The organism is Haemophilus influenzae (assembly GCF_003494325.1).
GTDB lineage: Bacteria > Pseudomonadota > Gammaproteobacteria > Enterobacterales > Pasteurellaceae > Haemophilus > Haemophilus influenzae_I.
In genome coordinates this window covers 441,496-458,401 of the sequence record NZ_QQIK01000001.1, presented here as the reverse complement: position 1 = coordinate 458,401, position 16,906 = coordinate 441,496, and the positions used below count along the sequence as shown (strand labels likewise).

Here is a 16,906-nt window from a genome sequence, read left to right as displayed (position 1 = left end):
ATTCCCCTCTTTTAAAAAGAGGGGAACTTTCTCTATATCACGATAAAACTATGAACAAACTTCGCCAAAAATATTTACAAAAATGGCTTCGCGCACAACAAGAACCTATCAAAAAATTAATGCGTGTGAACATTGTCTTAGCTACGCTTTCTTCATTCATTTTAGTCGCACAAACTTATTTTCTTGCGACGTTGCTCGATAAATTGATTATACAAAATGTGCCTCGTGATGAACTTATTCCTTATTTTCTCGGGCTAATTATCGGCTTCGGGATGCGTGCTATTATTTTATGGGCACGCGAAAAAATAGGTTTCCAAAGCGGACAATTATTACGCAACCATATTCGTCAAAAAATTCTGGATAAAATTCATCTTGTCGGCCCTGCGACAATCAATCAAAAACCAGCTGGAAGTTGGGCAAGCATTATGTTGGAACAAGTTGAAAACTTACATAATTTCTATGCCCGTTTTCTGCCTCAACAAAGTCTTTCAGCCATTGTTCCAGTGGTTATTTTCATTGCTGTATTTCCCTTGAACTGGGCGGCAGGCTTAATCTTAATGATTACCGCACCGCTTGTTCCTCTGTTTATGATCATTGTCGGTATTGCTGCGGCTGACAACAGCCAAAAAAATATGGATACCCTTTCTCGCCTCAGTGCCCAATTTTTAGATCGCTTACGCGGTTTGGAAACCTTGCGTCTTTTTAACCGCACTTCTGAACAAACGGAGCATATTGAAAATGCCACTGAAGATTTCCGTGAAACCACAATGGATGTGCTAAAACTCGCTTTTCTCTCTTCTGCAGTATTGGAATTTTTTACCTCTATTTCCATTGCACTGATGGCGGTCTATTTTGGTTTTAGCTACTTAGGTCAAATTGAATTTGGTACCTATAATACACCGCTTACACTTTTCACAGGTTTCTTTTGTTTAATTCTTGCACCTGAATTTTATCAACCCTTACGCGATCTGGGCACTTATTACCACGACCGCGCAGCAGGTATTGGTGCCGCAGATGCCATTGTTGATTTCTTAGAATCCGATTATTTAACCGTTCATCAAAATGAAAAAACAATTTCTTTAGAAAGTGCGGTTGAAATTTCTGCCGAAAATTTAGTGGTGCTTTCGACACAGGGTTCAGCATTAACCAAGCCGTTAAACTTCCAAATTCCAGCAAATCACAATGTTGCGCTTGTAGGACAAAGTGGCGCAGGGAAAACCTCATTAATGAATGTAATTTTGGGCTTTTTACCTTATGAGGGCTCTCTTAAAATTAATGGGCAAGAACTTCGCGAAAGTAATCTAGCTGACTGGCGCAAACATATTGCGTGGGTAGGACAAAATCCATTGTTATTACAAGGCACAATTAAAGAAAACTTACTACTTGGCAATATTCAAGCCAACGATGAAGAAATTAATCAAGCGTTAATACGCTCTCAAGCGAAAGAATTTACCGATAAACTTGGACTTCATCACGAAATAAAAGATGGTGGATTAGGCATTTCTGTGGGTCAAGCACAACGCCTTGCTATTGCTCGGGCATTGTTACGCAAAGGCGATTTACTTCTGCTCGATGAGCCAACCGCAAGCCTAGATGCGCAATCAGAAAATCTTGTTTTACAAGCATTGAATGAAGCAAGTCAGCATCAAACTACACTGATGATTACACACCGAATTGAAGATTTGAAACAATGTGATCAAATTTTTGTGATGCAACGAGGAGAAATAGTACAGCAAGGTAAATTTACCGAATTACAACATGAAGGTTTCTTTGCTGAACTACTCGCTCAACGACAACAGGATATCCAATAATGCACACATTACTTCCGTTTATACGTTTATTTAAATTCGCCAAATTTCCTCTTATTTTAGGCTTGGTGCTGATGATTTTAGGCTTGGGATCCAGCATGAGCTTGCTTACCGTTTCAGGCTGGTTTTTAGCCGCTACAGCCATTGCAGGACTAGGCACGCTATTTAACTTTTTCTACCCTTCAGCCAGTGTGCGAGGTTTAGCTATCGGACGAACCGTCATGCGCTATTTTGAAAAAATAGTGACGCATGATGCAACATTCCGCATTTTGTCGAAATTACGCGTACAAGTATTTGAAAAAATCATTCCTTTAAGCCCAGCGGTATTAAATCGTTATCGCAACAGCGATTTATTAAATCGTTTAGTTTCCGATGTGGATACCCTTGATAGCCTCTATTTACGTTTACTTGCGCCATTTTTCACTGCTGTATTTGTAATCATTGCCATAACGATTGGACTTAGCTTTATCAATATTCCACTCGCACTTGGTTTAGGCTTATTTTTGTTAATTTTATTAATAATTATCCCTACTGTTTTCTATCGACTAGGACAGCAATTTGGCGAACGCTTAATCCAAGCACGTGCGACCTATCGAACCCAGTTTTTAGAATTTATCCAAGCACAAGCCGAGCTTTTATTATTTAATGCGGAAGATAGATTAAAAGAAAAAATGTCAGTCACAGAAAAAACATGGCAGGAAGATCAAGCCAAAGAAGCAAAATTAAGCGGATTTTCTACCGCACTTGTTCTCTTTCTTAATGGTTTGTTGATTTCTGGAATGCTATGGTTTGCAAGTAACGCCAATTTTGGCACAGATGAATACCGCACGGCTTATATTGCACTTTTCACTTTTGCTGCACTTGCAGCCTTTGAGATCATCATGCCACTGGGTGCAGCATTTTTACATATAGGTCAAGTTATTGCGGCAGCAGAACGTGTGACCGAAATCATTGAGCAAAAACCGCTTGTTGAGTTTAATGGTAACGAGGAATTTGAAACAAAAGTGCGGTTAATTTCTGCGAAGAATTTAAATTTTTCCTATCCCGAACAAGAAACACTCGTATTAAAAAATCTTACATTAGATTTAGAACAGGGCAAAAAAATTGCTATTTTAGGCAAAACTGGAAGTGGAAAATCTTCACTTCTTCAACTTTTAGTACGCAATTATGATGCGAATCAAGGTGAGCTTTTATTGGCAGAAAAACCCATTTCCGCCTATTCAGAAGAAACATTACGCCGCCAAATTTGTTTTTTAACTCAACGTGTTCACGTATTCAGCGATACACTTCGTCAAAATTTACAATTTGCAAGTGCGGATAAAATTTCTGATGAAAAAATGATTGAAGTACTACATCAAGTTGGCTTAAGCAAATTACTTGAGCAAGAAGGAAAAGGTTTAAATCTTTGGCTTGGGGATGGCGGTCGTCCACTTTCTGGTGGGGAACAACGCCGTTTAGGTTTAGCGCGTATTTTACTCAATAATGCGTCAATTTTATTATTGGATGAACCGACAGAAGGCTTAGATCGCGAAACTGAACGTCAAATTTTACGTTTAATTCTGCAACATGCCGAAAATAAAACCCTAATTATAGTCACTCACCGTCTCAGTTCAATTGAACAATTCGATAAAATTTGTGTAATTGATAACGGAAGATTAATCGAAGAAGGCGATTACAATAGTTTAATCACAAAAGAAAATGGGTTCTTTAAAAGATTGATTGAGCGGGTATAAGAAAAGGAAGTTGGGCGGAAACCTTACCAGCTTCTTCTCGGCACACAGTAATTCCGACTTTGGCTGCTTCCTTCCAGACCTGACCGAGTAAACCAGACACCGTTGCGAGAGACCGAGAAGGTTTCCATTGATATCGCAATGCGATTGCGTGCTATTATGCAAAAATTACCGCCGTATTGCAAAGACTAATTCAAAAGTGCGGTGAATTTGGCGAGAATTTAAGCCACCTTTTTAGGATTTTTATGAAATGAACTACCTCCAATACTACCCGACCGATGTGATTAATGGCGAAGGTACAAGATGCACACTTTTCGTCAGTGGCTGCACGCATGCTTGCAAAGGTTGCTATAACCAAAAAAGTTGGTCATTTTCAGCAGGGGTATTATTTGATGACGCAATGGAACAACAAATCATCAATGATTTAAAAGACACACGCATTAAACGCCAAGGGCTGACACTTTCAGGTGGCGATCCACTTCATCCCCGTAACATAGAAACATTATTGCCCTTTGTGCAACGCGTAAAACGAGAATGCCCCGATAAAGACATCTGGGTTTGGACAGGTTATAAGCTGGATGAATTAGACAAACAACAACGTGCAATGTTGCCTTATATTGATGTGTTAATTGATGGGAAATTTATTCAAGAACAGGCAGACCCAAGTTTAGTTTGGCGAGGTTCCGCAAACCAAATTATTCATCGATTTAAGTTATAAAACACTGAAAAAAACCACCGCACTTTTTAGTCAAAAGTATTGAGCGATAAAAAATCTGCAACTGAATTCTCAATTGCAGATTTTTTTATTGATTTCCAGTTACTTATTTAGCAAGCGATCCGTAATCGTGCCTGCCACCATGGCACCGTTTACGTTAAGTGCGGTACGTCCCATATCGATGAGCGGTTCGATGGAAATGAGTAAACCGATTAATTCCAGTGGTAAACCTAATGTAGATAGCACGACGATAGCGGCGAATGTGGCTCCGCCACCTACGCCTGCGATGCCGAATGAAGAAATGGCGACCACGAAAATTAAGGTTAGAATGTAGCTGAAACTAAAAGGGTCAATGCCGACCATTGGGGCGACCATTACAGCAAGCATCGCTGGATAAATGCCGCCACAGCCGTTTTGTCCGATAGTGGCACCGAATGTGGCAGCAAAGTTGGCGATGACATTGCTGTTACCTAATTTTGCGGTTTGCGTTTCAATATTTAACGGAATTGTCGCCGCACTTGAGCGAGATGTAAACGCAAAACTTAAGGTTGGCAACACTTTTTTGTAGTAATCCACGGGATTGACTTTGACGAAGAACAATAAAATGCCGTGAACCACAAACATTAAGGCAATAGCAGCGTAAGAAGCCACAATAAAATTGCCCAAATTGACAATATCCGCCCATTTTGAGGTGGCAGCCATTTTAATCATCAACGCAAACACGCCGTAAGGGGTTAAGCGAATCACAAAACGCACCAAACGCATCACTAATTTGTTTAAAGTTTCTACACCTTGTGCAATTCGTTCGCCAAGTGCTTGATCTTCTTTGCCTAAACTCAAAGCCGCCACGCCAAGTAATGCTGAGAAAATTACGACACTAATAATGGACGTTGGGTTGGCACCCGTGAGATCAGCAAAAGGATTTTTCGGAATAAAGGACACCAACATCGCAGGCACAGTTAAATTGGACACTTGCCCTGCTTTATCTAACACTTTGCCTTGAGCCGCTAATTCACGATCGCCCACGATTAATCCTGCCGCCGACACATCAAATAAATGCACCATCGCAATCCCAATTGCAGCGGAAACGGCGGTGGTAATCAGCAAGGTGGATAACACGCCAACGCTGACTTTGCCCAATGATCTGGTTTGATTGATACGAGCGATAGCAGATAAAATCGACACGAACACCAACGGCATCACGATCATCTGCAATAAACGAACATAACCGTTACTGACCACGTTGATCCAATCTAAAGTTTTGTCTAACAAAGGTTTTTCAAAAGCGGATTGCAATACCGCACCAAAAAGCAAACCGAGCAATAAACCGATAAATACCGTTTGCCCTAATTTTTCGGTTTTGCGATATAGCTGTGCTAACAGCAATAAAAAAGCAATAAATATCGCCAAATTGACTAATAACATAAAAAATCTCCAAAACTGATTAAAGTGTTTGGAGACTATCAACTTCAGTAAAAATAACAAGTTTTCTTTCGTTATATTTTATACTTTTTGGTAATTAAAATGCGGCTGCAGTGGCTAGCACGCCTGAATAAACTAAATAGTCGCCGAAAAATAAGAAAATTGCCCCAGCAAGATTATCAATATAACGGCTGTATTTGCTGTAAAAAGATTTAGCAAGTGATCGAGAAAATAGCAATGAAATAATACAAAAAAGTGCGGCTAAAAATTCATTTAAAATTTCAACCGCACTTTTCAATAAAATCAAATTATTCTTCTAAAACAACTTTACCGATATAGCCTAAATTACGATGGCGTTGCGCGTAATCGATACCATACCCCACCACAAATTCATCAGGAATTTCAAAACCAATCCATTCAACAGGCACTTCCACTTCCCGACGAGAAGGTTTATCAAGTAACGTACAAATTGCAAGGCTCGCAGGATCACGCAAATTCAAAATATCACGCACTTTTTCCAAGGTATAGCCCGTATCAATAATATCTTCCACAATTAAAACGTGTTTACCTTTTATATCGCCGTCCAAATCTTTGGTAATACGAACGTCGTGATTCGCGGTCATACCAGTGCCATAACTTGAAGTAGTCATAAATTCAATTTCCACAGGTAAATTTATCTGACGAACAATATCCGCCATAAACATAAAGGAACCACGTAAAAGCCCCACTACAACAAGGCTATCGATCTGTTTTTCTTGATAAAATTTTGTAATTTGAGTACCTAATTCAGCAATACGAGCATGAACATCGTTCTCTGAAATTAAAACATCTACGTGGTGTTTTTTCATTGTGTTTCCTTATGAAATGACAGGGGATAAAATAGTTTGCTATTTTACAAAAAAAAGGCTGAAGTTTAAACCTTCAGCCTTTTTGAACCCTAACGAATTTACTTTCTACTCTACCTGTTGGAGCAACCTGCAATCGCTTAACAGATGTGCGTATAGTAGCAGATATTTATCCATTGTCAATAAGAATTATTCTCAATTTCAAAAATATTCTTAATTTCCTGAAATTTTCATTTTATCTAACAAAATAGAACCCGTTTGGATGTTAGAACGATGCTCTATATCATCCGCTACAGCAACCATATTCTTCAACATATCTTGCAATTGTCCCGCAATGGTAATTTCGGCGACTGGATATTGAATTTCTCCATTTTCCACCCAAAAACCTGATGCGCCACGGGAATAATCGCCAGTAACGATATTGACACCTTGCCCCATAACATCTGTTACGAGTAAGCCTGTTCCCATTTCACGTAAAAGTGCGGTCAATCCACCCGTTAAATTTGGCTTAACAAGCCAGTTGTGAATACCTCCAGCGTGCCCTGTACTTGGCATACCAAGTTTTTTACCGCTGTAACTTGTCACTAAATAAGTTTGTAATATGCCGTTTTCGACAATTTCACGATCTTGCGTACGGACACCTTCACTATCAAAAGGCGTGGAAGCTAAACGGCGTAATAAATGTGGTCGTTCGCTGATATTAAACCAATCTGGTAAGACCTGTTTACCTAAATAATCGAGTAAGAAACTCGATTTTCTATATAAACTGCCACCACTTATTGCAGCGGCAAAATGAGAAATAAGACCGGTTGCAACATCATTTAAGAAAATAACTGGCACTTCTCGTGTACTCAATTTTTGAGGATTTAAACGAGAAACGACTTTCTTTGCACAATTTTCGCCAACCCAAATTGGCGATTGGAGTTTATCGAATTCACGAGAGATCGTGTATTCATAATCATTTTCTAAGGCATCTTCTACGCCACCAATAACCGAACAAGATAAGGAATAACGGCTTGATAAATAACTTTGCAACATGCCATGGCTATTTCCATAAACTTTCACGCCTGTATGTGAAGTAAAACTTGCACCATTACTATTTATAATGCGTTCATCCGCCTCTAAAGCCGCCTTTTCAGCCTGAAGTGCAAGTTCTGTTGCTTTATCGACATCCACATCAGCAGCATGATAAAGTTCTAAATCAGGCACATTAAAAGCCATTAAATCCTTATCCGCAAGGCCTGTGCAATCATCGGGTGAAGTGTATTTTGCAATTGCAAGTGCGGCTTCTACCGCATTTTTAATTGCGCTTTCGCTTAGATCGGAAGTAGAAGCATTGCCTTTTTGTTGCCTCATATAAACGGAGATCCCCAATGCGCCATCATTAGTAAATTCTACGTTTTCAATTTCTTGCAAACGAGCAGATACGGATAAACCGCTCACTTTTGTGACCGCGACTTCTGCACTTGCGCCAGCTTTCGTTGCTAACTCCACTGCAAAACTGACGGCTTGACGTAATTCTTGTTCTTGTGCTTTTAAAAGTGCGGTTGAATTTTCAGCTGTTTTCATTATTTTTTCCTATTAAAAATTTTCAACATTTTATCTTATTTTCAAAGTTTATGGTAAAATGCACGCCAATTTTTATAAAGGATAAAAAATGGCAAAACGTAAGAAAAAAGAAGTTTTCGATTGGGAAGATGAAGATCAAGAAGAAATTATTTGGGTGAGTAAAAGCGAAATCAAACGCGATGCGGAAGATTTAAAACAACTTGGCGAAAAGATTGTCAATTTAACCAAAGCTAATCTTGCCAAAATCCCACTTGATGAATCCTTACTTGATGCCATTGAACTTGCACTGCGTTTACAAAAAGAAGCTCGCCGCCGTCAATTACAATATATCGGTAAATTGTTGCGTGGAATTGATGTTGAACCCATTCGTGAAGCCTTAGATAAAATTGAAAATAAGCATAACCAACAACAAGCTATGCTGCATAAAATCGAAAAAGTGCGCGATGAATTGGTGGAAAAAGGCGATGTGGCTTTAACAGATTTATTAAATGATTATCCTAATGGCGATCGTCAGCAACTACGCAATCTGATTCGTTCTGCACAAAAAGAACTGGAGCAAAATAAACCATCGAAAGCCTATCGAGAAATTTATCAAATGCTCAAGGTATTAATGTTGGAAGATTAAAAACACTGAAATTTTCATCCGCACTTTGTGGATAAGTGATTGAAATAAAAATGAATATTCGTTGGAATGTAATTTTGGGCGTTATCGCACTTTGTGCTTTGGCGTGGTTTTATTCCTTAAATCAGGAAACCGCAGATTTATCTAAACTTGTGAAAAAGCCAGATAGTCCTGATTATGTGGGTTATAAAATGGAAACTACGGTTTTTTCCCCTGAGGGTAAAAAACAATATTTGGCTTTATCCGATAAAATTGAGCATTATACAGTCAATGAACAAACCCTTTTTACCGCGCCTTTAGTTTATTTATATCCCACAACATCAAATGAAAAGGAAAAGGAAAAAAATGCCAATCAAAATGTAGATTTTTTTAGCACACAAAGCTGGAAATTAAGCGCAAATCAAGCAAGATTGACAAAAGATCAAATATTGTATTTAGAGGGTAATGTCGTCGCGCAAAATTTAACATCAGATTCACGTTTGCAACGCATTGAAACAGAATCAGCGGTCGTCAATTTGAAAACACAGGATATAACTTCCGAAACACAGGTTAAAATTAAGGGTAAAAATTTTAGTTCTACAGGATTAAAATTAGTCGGAAATTTACGCCAACAAGTGGCGACATTAAAGGAACAGGTAAAAACATATTATGAAGTTAGTAAGCAATAAAATTCTTTTTCTTGCAACGATGGTATTAGCATCAAGTTCAGCTTTTGCATTGAAAGATGATGTTAATCAGCCGATAAATATTGTTTCGGATAATCAATCCTTAGATATGGAAAAAAGTGTAGTGACATTCACAGATAATGTGGTAATTACACAGGGGTCTATTGTTATCAAAGCAAATAAAGTTGTCATCACTCGTCCTGCTGAAAAATCAGGGAAAAAAGAAACCGTAGAAGCATTCGGCACGCCAGTCACATTCCATCAACAGTTAGATAATGGTAAGCCAGTGGATGGAAAAGCAAATAAAGTTCATTATGATCTTGGTAACGAATTTTTAACATTAACTAACAATGCCGAATTAAAGCAGCTTGATAGTAAAATTAATGGCAGTGTTATTACCTATGATGTGAAAAAACAACAACTTAAAGCTAATGGTAATGGAAAATCACGAGTAACAACAGTTCTTATTCCATCTCAATTACAACAAGCTAAAGGGAAGTAATCTATGTCAATTTTGACTGCAGAGAATTTAGCTAAAAGCTACAAAAGTCGTAAAGTTGTTTCGGATGTTAGTTTAACCGTAAATTCTAATGAAATTGTTGGTTTACTCGGGCCAAACGGTGCAGGTAAAACAACAACTTTCTATATGGTCGTTGGGCTTGTTCGCCAAGATCAAGGTAAAATTGTTATTGATGGCGAAGATATTAGTTTGCTCCCAATGCATAATCGTGCGCAACGTGGCATTGGTTATTTACCGCAAGAAGCCTCGATTTTTCGCCGTTTGACTGTCTATGAAAATTTGATGGCGGTATTGGAAATTCGTAAAGATTTAACCCCACAACAACGTCGCGAAAAAGCAGATGAATTAATTGAAGAATTTAACATTAGTCATATTCGAGATAATTTAGGGCAAGCCTTATCAGGCGGAGAACGTCGCCGTGTAGAAATCGCACGTGCCTTAGCAGCAAATCCAAAATTTATTCTATTAGACGAACCTTTTGCTGGTGTAGATCCTATTTCTGTGAGCGATATTAAGAAAATTATTACTGATTTACGCAATCGTGGATTAGGTGTATTAATTACTGACCATAATGTTCGTGAAACCCTTGATGTTTGCGAACGCGCTTATATTGTTGGCGCAGGTAAAATTATCGCAACAGGCACACCAGAACAAGTGATGAACGATGAACAGGTTAAACGCGTTTATCTTGGCGAACAATTCAAATTATAAAAATGAAAATAACTGAACTATTAAGCCCTGAGAATATTCGTCAGGGCGTTAGTTTTTCTAGCAAAAAACGATTATTTGAGTCTATTGCGCATTTTGTAGAAGAACAAATCCTTGCAGAACAAGGCGAACAAGCCTGTTTTGAATGCCTTTTTGAACGTGAAAAACTGGGGAATTCTGGTTTAGGAAATGGGATTGCAATGCCAAAAGCGAAAATCCCCGTAACAGTATCAGATAAAGCAATCGCAGTGTTTATGCAACTCGATAATCCGATTGATTACGATGCTTTTGATGGTAAACCAGTGGATTTAATCTTTGCCTTGCTGATTCCAGAAAATCAATGTGAAACCTACATTCCAGTTTTAGCATCATTAATAGAAAAACTGACTGATAAAAATGTGTTGAAACAATTACGATCAGCCAAAAGTGCGGATGAAATTTGGCAAGTTTTTGAAATTACCGATCAATCAGAAACGACATTTGAAGAAGTGAAAGAATAATTACAGTGGGGAAACTTATGGAAATTATCATTATTAGTGGACGTTCTGGCGCAGGAAAATCTGTAGCCTTACGAGCATTAGAAGATACAGGATATTATTGTGTTGATAATATTCCTCTGGATTTACTTCCTCAATTGACTGATATTCTATCTCAATCCCAATCATCTGTCGCCATCAGTCTTGATATTCGTAATATTCCAAACTCCGCTCATTCTCTTAAGCAAACCCTTTCAACATTACAAAAGCATCATCAGATTAAAATCATTTTCTTAGAGGCTGATCGTGCCACCCTAATTCGCCGATATAGCGATTCACGCCGTTTGCACCCGCTTTCATTAAAAGATTTATCTCTTGAAGCCGCAATTGATGAAGAATATTGCTATCTTGAACCATTGATTCAACACGCAAATCTTATTCTTGATACCACCCATCTTTCTACGCATAGTCTTGCAGAGCGATTACACGAATTTTTACGCGGTAATAGTGAAAAAGAATTAAAAATTATTGTTGAATCTTTTGGTTTTAAATATGGGATTCCTTTAGATGCGGATTATGTTTTCGATGTACGATTTTTACCTAACCCCCATTGGGATCCAACATTACGCCCAATGACTGGATTAGAAGCCCCTGTCGCAGAATTTCTAAATAGTCATACAGAAGTCAATGAATTTATTTATCTCACTCGTCATTACATTGATACTTGGTTGCCAATGTTAGAAAAAAATAACCGTAGCTATTTGACGATTGCCATCGGATGTACTGGGGGAAAACATCGCTCCGTTTATATTGCTCAGCAATTAGGCGAATATTTTCAAGCCAAAGGAAAAACGGTGAAAATTCAACATAAATCTTTAGAACGGAACAAAAAAATATAAAAAGTGCGGTCATAAAAACATTATTTTTATTGACCGCACTTTTTTATACATTCACAGGCTTTACAATCTCACTAGGATAACAGCCTAAAATCTTTAAGTAATTACTATAATTTTTTAGTTCTTCCAAAGCCTGTTTTGTATCTGGATGATGAATATTTGCTTCAATTTCTAGATAAAACATTTCTTCCCAAGGCTTACCATAAATCGGTCGAGATTCCAGTTTTGTCATATTGATTTGATGCTTTTTAAACACCAATAAAGCATCCACTAACGCACCAGCTTGCTGTGAAGTTGTCATTAATAATAAGGTCTTTGTGGGAATCTGTGATGAAACTTCGCGAGGCTCTTTAGCCACCACAATAAAACGCGTAATATTGTTCTCTTGATTAGCAATATTAGTTTTTAATACACTAAGTCCATACAATTTTCCACCGTCTTCATTGCCCAATGCTGCAATATTAGGTTTATTCAAACTTGCGACTAATTGCATTGCGTGTGAACTACTTTCGCAATATTCAATATGCACGCGATCAAGGCTATGAATAAATTGACTACATTGTTGAATCACTTGAGGATGACTATACAACGTATCAATTTGGCTCAAATCTGTCTTATCATTGACAAGTACGCAATGTTTGATTGGATATGCCAACTCTCCCACTAATGATAAATCAGTATGCTGAAGTAAATCATAAACTTCATTAATTGCACCCGATGTTGTATTTTCTAAAGGCAATACGCCAAAGTCAGCTTCTCCAGTCTGAACTTTTTCAAATACTTGCTCAAAAGACTGACATCCTAGTTCTACAAATTGTTTTTGATAACGAGCAGCATAATTACGTGCAGCTAAATTAGAATAAGAACCACGTTTACCTAAAAAAGCAATATGTAAATTTTGATTACGTTGTTCATTAAGTTTATTCTGCAAATAGACTTGCTGGGTCAATACCGAGTCTTCAATGATTTTTTGGAAAATTGAAGTGATATATTGTGCTTCAAGCTGATAATTTTCATTTTCTGCAAATTGCACTAGTTCTTGTAAAAGTTGCTGTTCTCGCTCTACATCACGTAAAGATTTTTGCGAGATCTCTTTACTTCTCACTACATCGAAAGCTAAACGATGACGCTCAGAAAGTAATTTTAATAAACTACGATCTATTTGCGTAATTTGTTGGCGAATGTCAGATAATTCTAATGCCATAATGCTTCCTTATAAAAAATCCCACGAAATTGACCGCACTTTTAGTACATTCGATATTTAAGCACGAGATGAAATAAAAAAGCTATACTTCCCACCAGAAATATAGCTTTTTCAACAATAAAACAATTAAATAAGCACTTGCACTGGAGCTACATACCCTTGTGGCACTTGCGCTTTATCTTCAAAGGTTACAAATTCCCACGCTTCTTGATTTGCTAAAACAGCACGAAGTAACTTGTTATTTAAACCGTGACCTGATTTATAGGCTTTAAAATCACCGATAATGTTATAACCAGCCATATAAAGATCACCAATTGCGTCTAACATTTTATGACGAACAAGTTCATCTTTAAAACGTAAACCATCTTCATTTAAAATTCTATAATCATCAAGAACAATCGCATTATCAAGGCTACCACCTAATACTAAACCTTGAGATTGAAGATATTCAATATCTTTCATAAAGCCAAAAGTTCTTGCTCGGCTAATTTGATGAACAAATGCTTGGGCAGAAAAATTCATTTCATAGTTACGTACATCTTTGCCAATAGCAGGATGGTCAAAATCAATAGTAAAATCTAAACGAAAACCATTGTAAGGCTTAAATTCAGCCCATTTATCGCCATCTTCAACTCGAACATATTCCTTAATACGAATAAATTTTTTCGCTGCATTTTGTTCTTCAATTCCCGCATCTAACAACAAATAGATAAACGGACTAGCACTACCATCCATAATTGGAATTTCAGGAGCATCAACTTCAATAATAATATTATCAATACCAAGCCCTGCCAAAGCTGCATTTAAATGCTCGACGGTAGAAATACGCACACCTTGTTCATTAATTAGCGCGGTACAAAGCATTGTATCACGCACTGAATTAGGATCAGCAGGGAATGCCACCGCAGGGTTTAAATCTGTGCGATAATAAACAACACCAGTGTTTGGCATAGCTGGGCGCAAGGTTAATGTCACTTTTTCACCGCTATGCAAGCCAACGCCTGTAACTTTAATACTTTGTTTTAATGTTCTTTGTTTAATCATTCTACTACCTTCATTTACTAGGTATTTTCTGAAACTTATTAATTTTCTTCACGCTGTGCAGGATTAAAGAAATTATTTTTCTTAAATGCTTCCAAGCGATCTGTAATCGGTTTATCTAACGGCCGTTGATATTCTTCTGATGCAGTTCTTGACACTTCAACAGATTCACGACGATGAAGTTCAGGAACAATGTTTACACGTCCTTCACCTTCAATATTCTGCGTAGAAAGCCCTTGACGAACAACCTGAATTGGTTCATTTCCTGCAATTTCACCGAGACCAGTTGCCACAATAGTTACACGAATTTCATCGCTCATCTCAGGCACTAAACTCGTACCAACAACAACTGTCGCTTCTTCAGAAGCAAAACTACCTATTGTCTCACCTATAATGTTAAACTCTTCAAAAACTAAATCCATTCCAGCAGTAATATTAACTAAAATTCCTTGAGCGTTAGAAAGATCGATTTTTTCTAGAAGATCATTGCGTACTGCAAGACGAGCTGCCTCTTCTGCTCTACCTGCACCGGGTTCTCCCACAGCTGAACCAAAACCAATCATAGCTTGCCCTTGAACTGACATTACCGTTCTTACATCAGCGAAGTCCACGTTAATTAAACCAGGAGAGGTAATCATATCTGAAATTCCCATTACAGAATTACGCAATACGTCGTTTGCAGCAGCAAAAGCATCAATTAATTTAGCATTTTTAGGGAGAACTTTTTGGATTTGTTGATTCGGAATAATAATCATTGAATCAACATATTGGGATAAATCTTTAATACCAAGCTCTGCAAATTGCATACGTTTTTTGCCTTCAAAGGCAAAAGGTTTAGTCACTACAGCAACAGTCAAAATACCGAGTTCTTTAGCAATTTTAGCAACAACAGGTGCCGCACCCGTACCTGTGCCGCCGCCCATACCTGCTGCAATAAAGACCATATCGGCACCTTCAAGCATTTTGCGGATTTCATCCTGATCATCTTCAGCTGCCTTACGACCAATATTCGGATTTGCCCCAGCACCTAAACCTTTGGTTGTTTCTCCACCAATTTGTACGGTCTGTTGAACTTGACTTTTACGCAATGCTTGAGCATCAGTATTGACGGCATAAAATACTATGCGACCGTGTTCCTCTGATGTTAATGAACTTTCGCCAACAAAGGTTCCGCCCATTTCTTGTTTTACCATATTCATTACCATATGGTTTACGGCATTGCCACCGCCACCGCCTACACCTACGACTTTGATCAGTGCGCCGGATTCGTTAAAATTATCGTACTCAGGGTACTCTGGGTATAGCATTGATGTTCTCCGTTACTGCCAGATAAGCTGACTAAATATATAAAATATAAATTCCCTTTATTGTAGATGAAAAATTAAAATAATCAAAATTCTGACCGCACTTTATTGACAATTTTTTTTACTCCTTGCCAAATAGATTCAAAGAAAGTTCCTTCAGAATCATCACTTCCTGAAATTAAATCATCATCACTATTACTGTGATTATATTGCAATAATCCCACCACCGTTGAATATTGTGGACGATTCACGTAATCAGTCAAACCAGTAATATTTAATGGACTCGCAATACGCACTTGACAATAAAAAACATTTGAAGCGCATTCTTTAAGATCTTCAATCTGTGCTCCACCACCAGTTATTACCACACCTGCAATTAATTCAAATTTAATATGTTTTGCTTCTAATTCAGCTTTTAACTTATCTAATTCATCTTTTACCACGCCTAAAAGCTCCGTATAACGAGCTGATGTAATTAAAGATAAATCACTTTTTGTTAATGAACGAGGCGCACGACCGCCAATACTTGCCACTTCAATTTTTTTATCTCCGTGCAAACGAGCTGGGTAAAATGCACTAGCATAGTTCACTTTGATCCGTTCTGCTTCTGCTCGCGAAATTGTACAAGCGTGCGCAATATCATTTGTCACAATATTTCCTGCGTAAGGAATTACCTTGCTAAAACGTAATGCGCCATTCGTATAAACCATCACGTTCATTGTGCCAGCACCAAAATCAATTAAACACACGCCGAGATCTTTTTCATCCTCAGTTAGCACAGAATGTGTTGCTGCAAAACCAGAGAAAACCACTTTATCCACTTGCAATCCACAACGTTCAACGGCTTTTTTTAAGTTATTTTGCCAATCTTGATGACAAGCGATCAAATGTACTTGTGCTTTTAAACGCACGCCTTGTAATCCCAATGGATTTTTAATGTTCATCTGACGATCAACAGCGTATTCTTGTGGAATAACATGCAATAAAGATAAGCCTTCTGGCAATTTTATTGAGCTTGCTGTATGAAGTGCGGAATCGATTTCCTCTTGTGTTACTTCACTTTCTGCTATCGGCACAAAACCACTTTCATTGAGGCTTTGAATATGCTCTCCAGTAATGGCTAAAGTCACACTCATAATCTGACAATCAGCCATAGATTCTGCCGCTTCAATAGCACGTTGAATCGAACCCACCACGGCATCAAGATCAGTGATGCTGCCACGATCAATCCCTTTTGAAGGACAACTGCCTACACCAAGCACATTCACTACACCATCAGGAAATACTTCGCCAACTACAACGACCACTTTTGACGTGCCAACCTCTAAACCTACTATTGTTTTTGTTTCCACACCTTTAACCATTTTCGCACCCAGTTATT

17 protein-coding genes and 1 other RNA gene are annotated in these 16,906 nt (G+C 38.0%); 9 read left to right on the top strand and 9 right to left on the bottom strand.

Features of this window, described 5'->3' with window-relative positions:
• Positions 1-50: 50 nt before the first annotated feature.
• Positions 51-1,811 carry a heme ABC transporter permease/ATP-binding protein CydD gene (cydD, locus tag DV356_RS02300; protein WP_118806462.1) on the top strand — a complete coding sequence of 587 codons (1,761 nt, stop codon included), beginning with the start codon at positions 51-53 and terminating at the stop codon, positions 1,809-1,811.
• Positions 1,811-3,541: a heme ABC transporter ATP-binding protein/permease CydC gene (gene cydC, locus DV356_RS02295; RefSeq protein ID WP_118806461.1), complete on the top strand. Its 1,731-nt coding sequence runs from the start codon at positions 1,811-1,813 to the stop codon at positions 3,539-3,541. Before cydD ends, cydC begins: the two co-directional genes overlap by 1 nt.
• A 20-nt stretch (positions 3,542-3,561) precedes the next feature.
• Here cydC and ffs read toward each other — a convergent pair.
• Positions 3,562-3,660, bottom strand: an RNA gene (gene ffs, locus DV356_RS02290) — signal recognition particle sRNA small type.
• A gap of 128 nt (positions 3,661-3,788) precedes the next feature.
• Here ffs and nrdG point away from each other — a divergent pair.
• Entirely contained in the window at positions 3,789-4,256 is a 468-nt protein-coding gene (nrdG, locus tag DV356_RS02285; RefSeq protein ID WP_118806460.1) for an anaerobic ribonucleoside-triphosphate reductase-activating protein, read from the top strand.
• A gap of 99 nt (positions 4,257-4,355) precedes the next feature.
• Here nrdG and DV356_RS02280 read toward each other — a convergent pair whose 3' ends face one another.
• From DV356_RS02280 to pmbA, 4 genes are all read right to left on the bottom strand, one after another.
• Positions 4,356-5,678, bottom strand: a complete 1,323-nt coding sequence (locus DV356_RS02280) for an L-cystine transporter (protein ID WP_105899368.1) — start codon at positions 5,676-5,678, stop codon at positions 4,356-4,358.
• A 94-nt stretch (positions 5,679-5,772) separates the two neighbouring features.
• Complete coding sequence (locus DV356_RS02275) at positions 5,773-5,982, bottom strand: LysE family translocator (RefSeq protein ID WP_005661330.1); 210 nt, start codon at positions 5,980-5,982, stop codon at positions 5,773-5,775.
• 1 nt (position 5,983) lies between these two features.
• Positions 5,984-6,523, bottom strand: a complete 540-nt coding sequence (gene hpt, locus DV356_RS02270) for a hypoxanthine phosphoribosyltransferase (RefSeq protein ID WP_118806459.1) — start codon at positions 6,521-6,523, stop codon at positions 5,984-5,986.
• A gap of 210 nt (positions 6,524-6,733) precedes the next feature.
• Positions 6,734-8,089 (bottom strand): metalloprotease PmbA, encoded by a 1,356-nt coding sequence (gene pmbA / locus DV356_RS02265; protein ID WP_005661326.1) that lies wholly within the window; start codon positions 8,087-8,089, stop codon positions 6,734-6,736.
• A gap of 88 nt (positions 8,090-8,177) precedes the next feature.
• On the opposite strand from pmbA, the gene yjgA reads away from it, so the two are divergent.
• The 6 genes from yjgA to rapZ are packed head-to-tail and all read left to right on the top strand — an operon-like array spanning position 8,178 to position 11,979.
• Positions 8,178-8,714 (top strand): ribosome biogenesis factor YjgA, encoded by a 537-nt coding sequence (gene yjgA, locus DV356_RS02260; protein WP_005661324.1) that lies wholly within the window; start codon positions 8,178-8,180, stop codon positions 8,712-8,714.
• 50 nt (positions 8,715-8,764) lie between these two features.
• On the top strand, positions 8,765-9,379 hold the full coding sequence (lptC, locus tag DV356_RS02255; protein ID WP_118806458.1) for an LPS export ABC transporter periplasmic protein LptC: 615 nt from the start codon (positions 8,765-8,767) through the stop codon (positions 9,377-9,379).
• Positions 9,360-9,878: a lipopolysaccharide transport periplasmic protein LptA gene (gene lptA, locus DV356_RS02250; protein ID WP_005693464.1), complete on the top strand. Its 519-nt coding sequence runs from the start codon at positions 9,360-9,362 to the stop codon at positions 9,876-9,878. Before lptC ends, lptA begins: the two co-directional genes overlap by 20 nt.
• 3 nt (positions 9,879-9,881) lie before the next feature.
• Positions 9,882-10,607, top strand: coding sequence for an LPS export ABC transporter ATP-binding protein (lptB, locus tag DV356_RS02245; RefSeq protein ID WP_005647567.1), 726 nt, complete (start codon positions 9,882-9,884; stop codon positions 10,605-10,607).
• A gap of 2 nt (positions 10,608-10,609) precedes the next feature.
• The gene (gene ptsN / locus DV356_RS02240; protein WP_005651843.1) at positions 10,610-11,104 is read left to right on the top strand and encodes a PTS IIA-like nitrogen regulatory protein PtsN; all 495 of its coding nucleotides are present in this window, start codon (positions 10,610-10,612) and stop codon (positions 11,102-11,104) included.
• A gap of 17 nt (positions 11,105-11,121) precedes the next feature.
• Positions 11,122-11,979, top strand: coding sequence for an RNase adapter RapZ (gene rapZ, locus DV356_RS02235; protein ID WP_015702081.1), 858 nt, complete (start codon positions 11,122-11,124; stop codon positions 11,977-11,979).
• A gap of 43 nt (positions 11,980-12,022) precedes the next feature.
• On the opposite strand, the gene pheA is transcribed toward rapZ, so the two are convergent.
• The 4 genes from pheA to ftsA form a co-directional block, all read right to left on the bottom strand.
• Positions 12,023-13,180, bottom strand: a complete 1,158-nt coding sequence (pheA, locus tag DV356_RS02230) for a prephenate dehydratase (protein WP_112103104.1) — start codon at positions 13,178-13,180, stop codon at positions 12,023-12,025.
• 126 nt (positions 13,181-13,306) lie between these two features.
• Positions 13,307-14,224, bottom strand: coding sequence for a UDP-3-O-acyl-N-acetylglucosamine deacetylase (gene lpxC, locus DV356_RS02225; RefSeq protein ID WP_118806457.1), 918 nt, complete (start codon positions 14,222-14,224; stop codon positions 13,307-13,309).
• 38 nt (positions 14,225-14,262) lie between these two features.
• Positions 14,263-15,528 (bottom strand): cell division protein FtsZ, encoded by a 1,266-nt coding sequence (gene ftsZ / locus DV356_RS02220; RefSeq protein ID WP_005647572.1) that lies wholly within the window; start codon positions 15,526-15,528, stop codon positions 14,263-14,265.
• An 83-nt stretch (positions 15,529-15,611) separates the two neighbouring features.
• Positions 15,612-16,889, bottom strand: a complete 1,278-nt coding sequence (ftsA, locus tag DV356_RS02215; RefSeq protein WP_048954750.1) for a cell division protein FtsA — start codon at positions 16,887-16,889, stop codon at positions 15,612-15,614.
• Between the last annotated feature and the right edge of the window lie 17 nt (positions 16,890-16,906).

Excerpts from the sequence above, each read along its gene's own strand:
- DV356_RS02280 (WP_105899368.1), bottom strand. The coding sequence starts at position 5,678 with ATGTTATTAGTCAATTTGGCGATATTTATTGCTTTTTTATTGCTGTTA.
- cydD (WP_118806462.1), top strand. The coding sequence starts at position 51 with ATGAACAAACTTCGCCAAAAATATTTACAAAAATGGCTTCGCGCACAA.
- nrdG (WP_118806460.1), top strand. The coding sequence starts at position 3,789 with ATGAACTACCTCCAATACTACCCGACCGATGTGATTAATGGCGAAGGT.
- lpxC (WP_118806457.1), bottom strand. The coding sequence starts at position 14,224 with ATGATTAAACAAAGAACATTAAAACAAAGTATTAAAGTTACAGGCGTT.
- ftsZ (WP_005647572.1), bottom strand. The coding sequence starts at position 15,528 with ATGCTATACCCAGAGTACCCTGAGTACGATAATTTTAACGAATCCGGC.
- hpt (WP_118806459.1), bottom strand. The coding sequence starts at position 6,523 with ATGAAAAAACACCACGTAGATGTTTTAATTTCAGAGAACGATGTTCAT.
- rapZ (WP_015702081.1), top strand. The coding sequence starts at position 11,122 with ATGGAAATTATCATTATTAGTGGACGTTCTGGCGCAGGAAAATCTGTA.
- pmbA (WP_005661326.1), bottom strand. The coding sequence starts at position 8,089 with ATGAAAACAGCTGAAAATTCAACCGCACTTTTAAAAGCACAAGAACAA.
- lptC (WP_118806458.1), top strand. The coding sequence starts at position 8,765 with ATGAATATTCGTTGGAATGTAATTTTGGGCGTTATCGCACTTTGTGCT.
- ptsN (WP_005651843.1), top strand. The coding sequence starts at position 10,610 with ATGAAAATAACTGAACTATTAAGCCCTGAGAATATTCGTCAGGGCGTT.
- ftsA (WP_048954750.1), bottom strand. The coding sequence starts at position 16,889 with ATGGTTAAAGGTGTGGAAACAAAAACAATAGTAGGTTTAGAGGTTGGC.
- lptB (WP_005647567.1), top strand. The coding sequence starts at position 9,882 with ATGTCAATTTTGACTGCAGAGAATTTAGCTAAAAGCTACAAAAGTCGT.
- cydC (WP_118806461.1), top strand. The coding sequence starts at position 1,811 with ATGCACACATTACTTCCGTTTATACGTTTATTTAAATTCGCCAAATTT.
- lptA (WP_005693464.1), top strand. The coding sequence starts at position 9,360 with ATGAAGTTAGTAAGCAATAAAATTCTTTTTCTTGCAACGATGGTATTA.
- pheA (WP_112103104.1), bottom strand. The coding sequence starts at position 13,180 with ATGGCATTAGAATTATCTGACATTCGCCAACAAATTACGCAAATAGAT.
- yjgA (WP_005661324.1), top strand. The coding sequence starts at position 8,178 with ATGGCAAAACGTAAGAAAAAAGAAGTTTTCGATTGGGAAGATGAAGAT.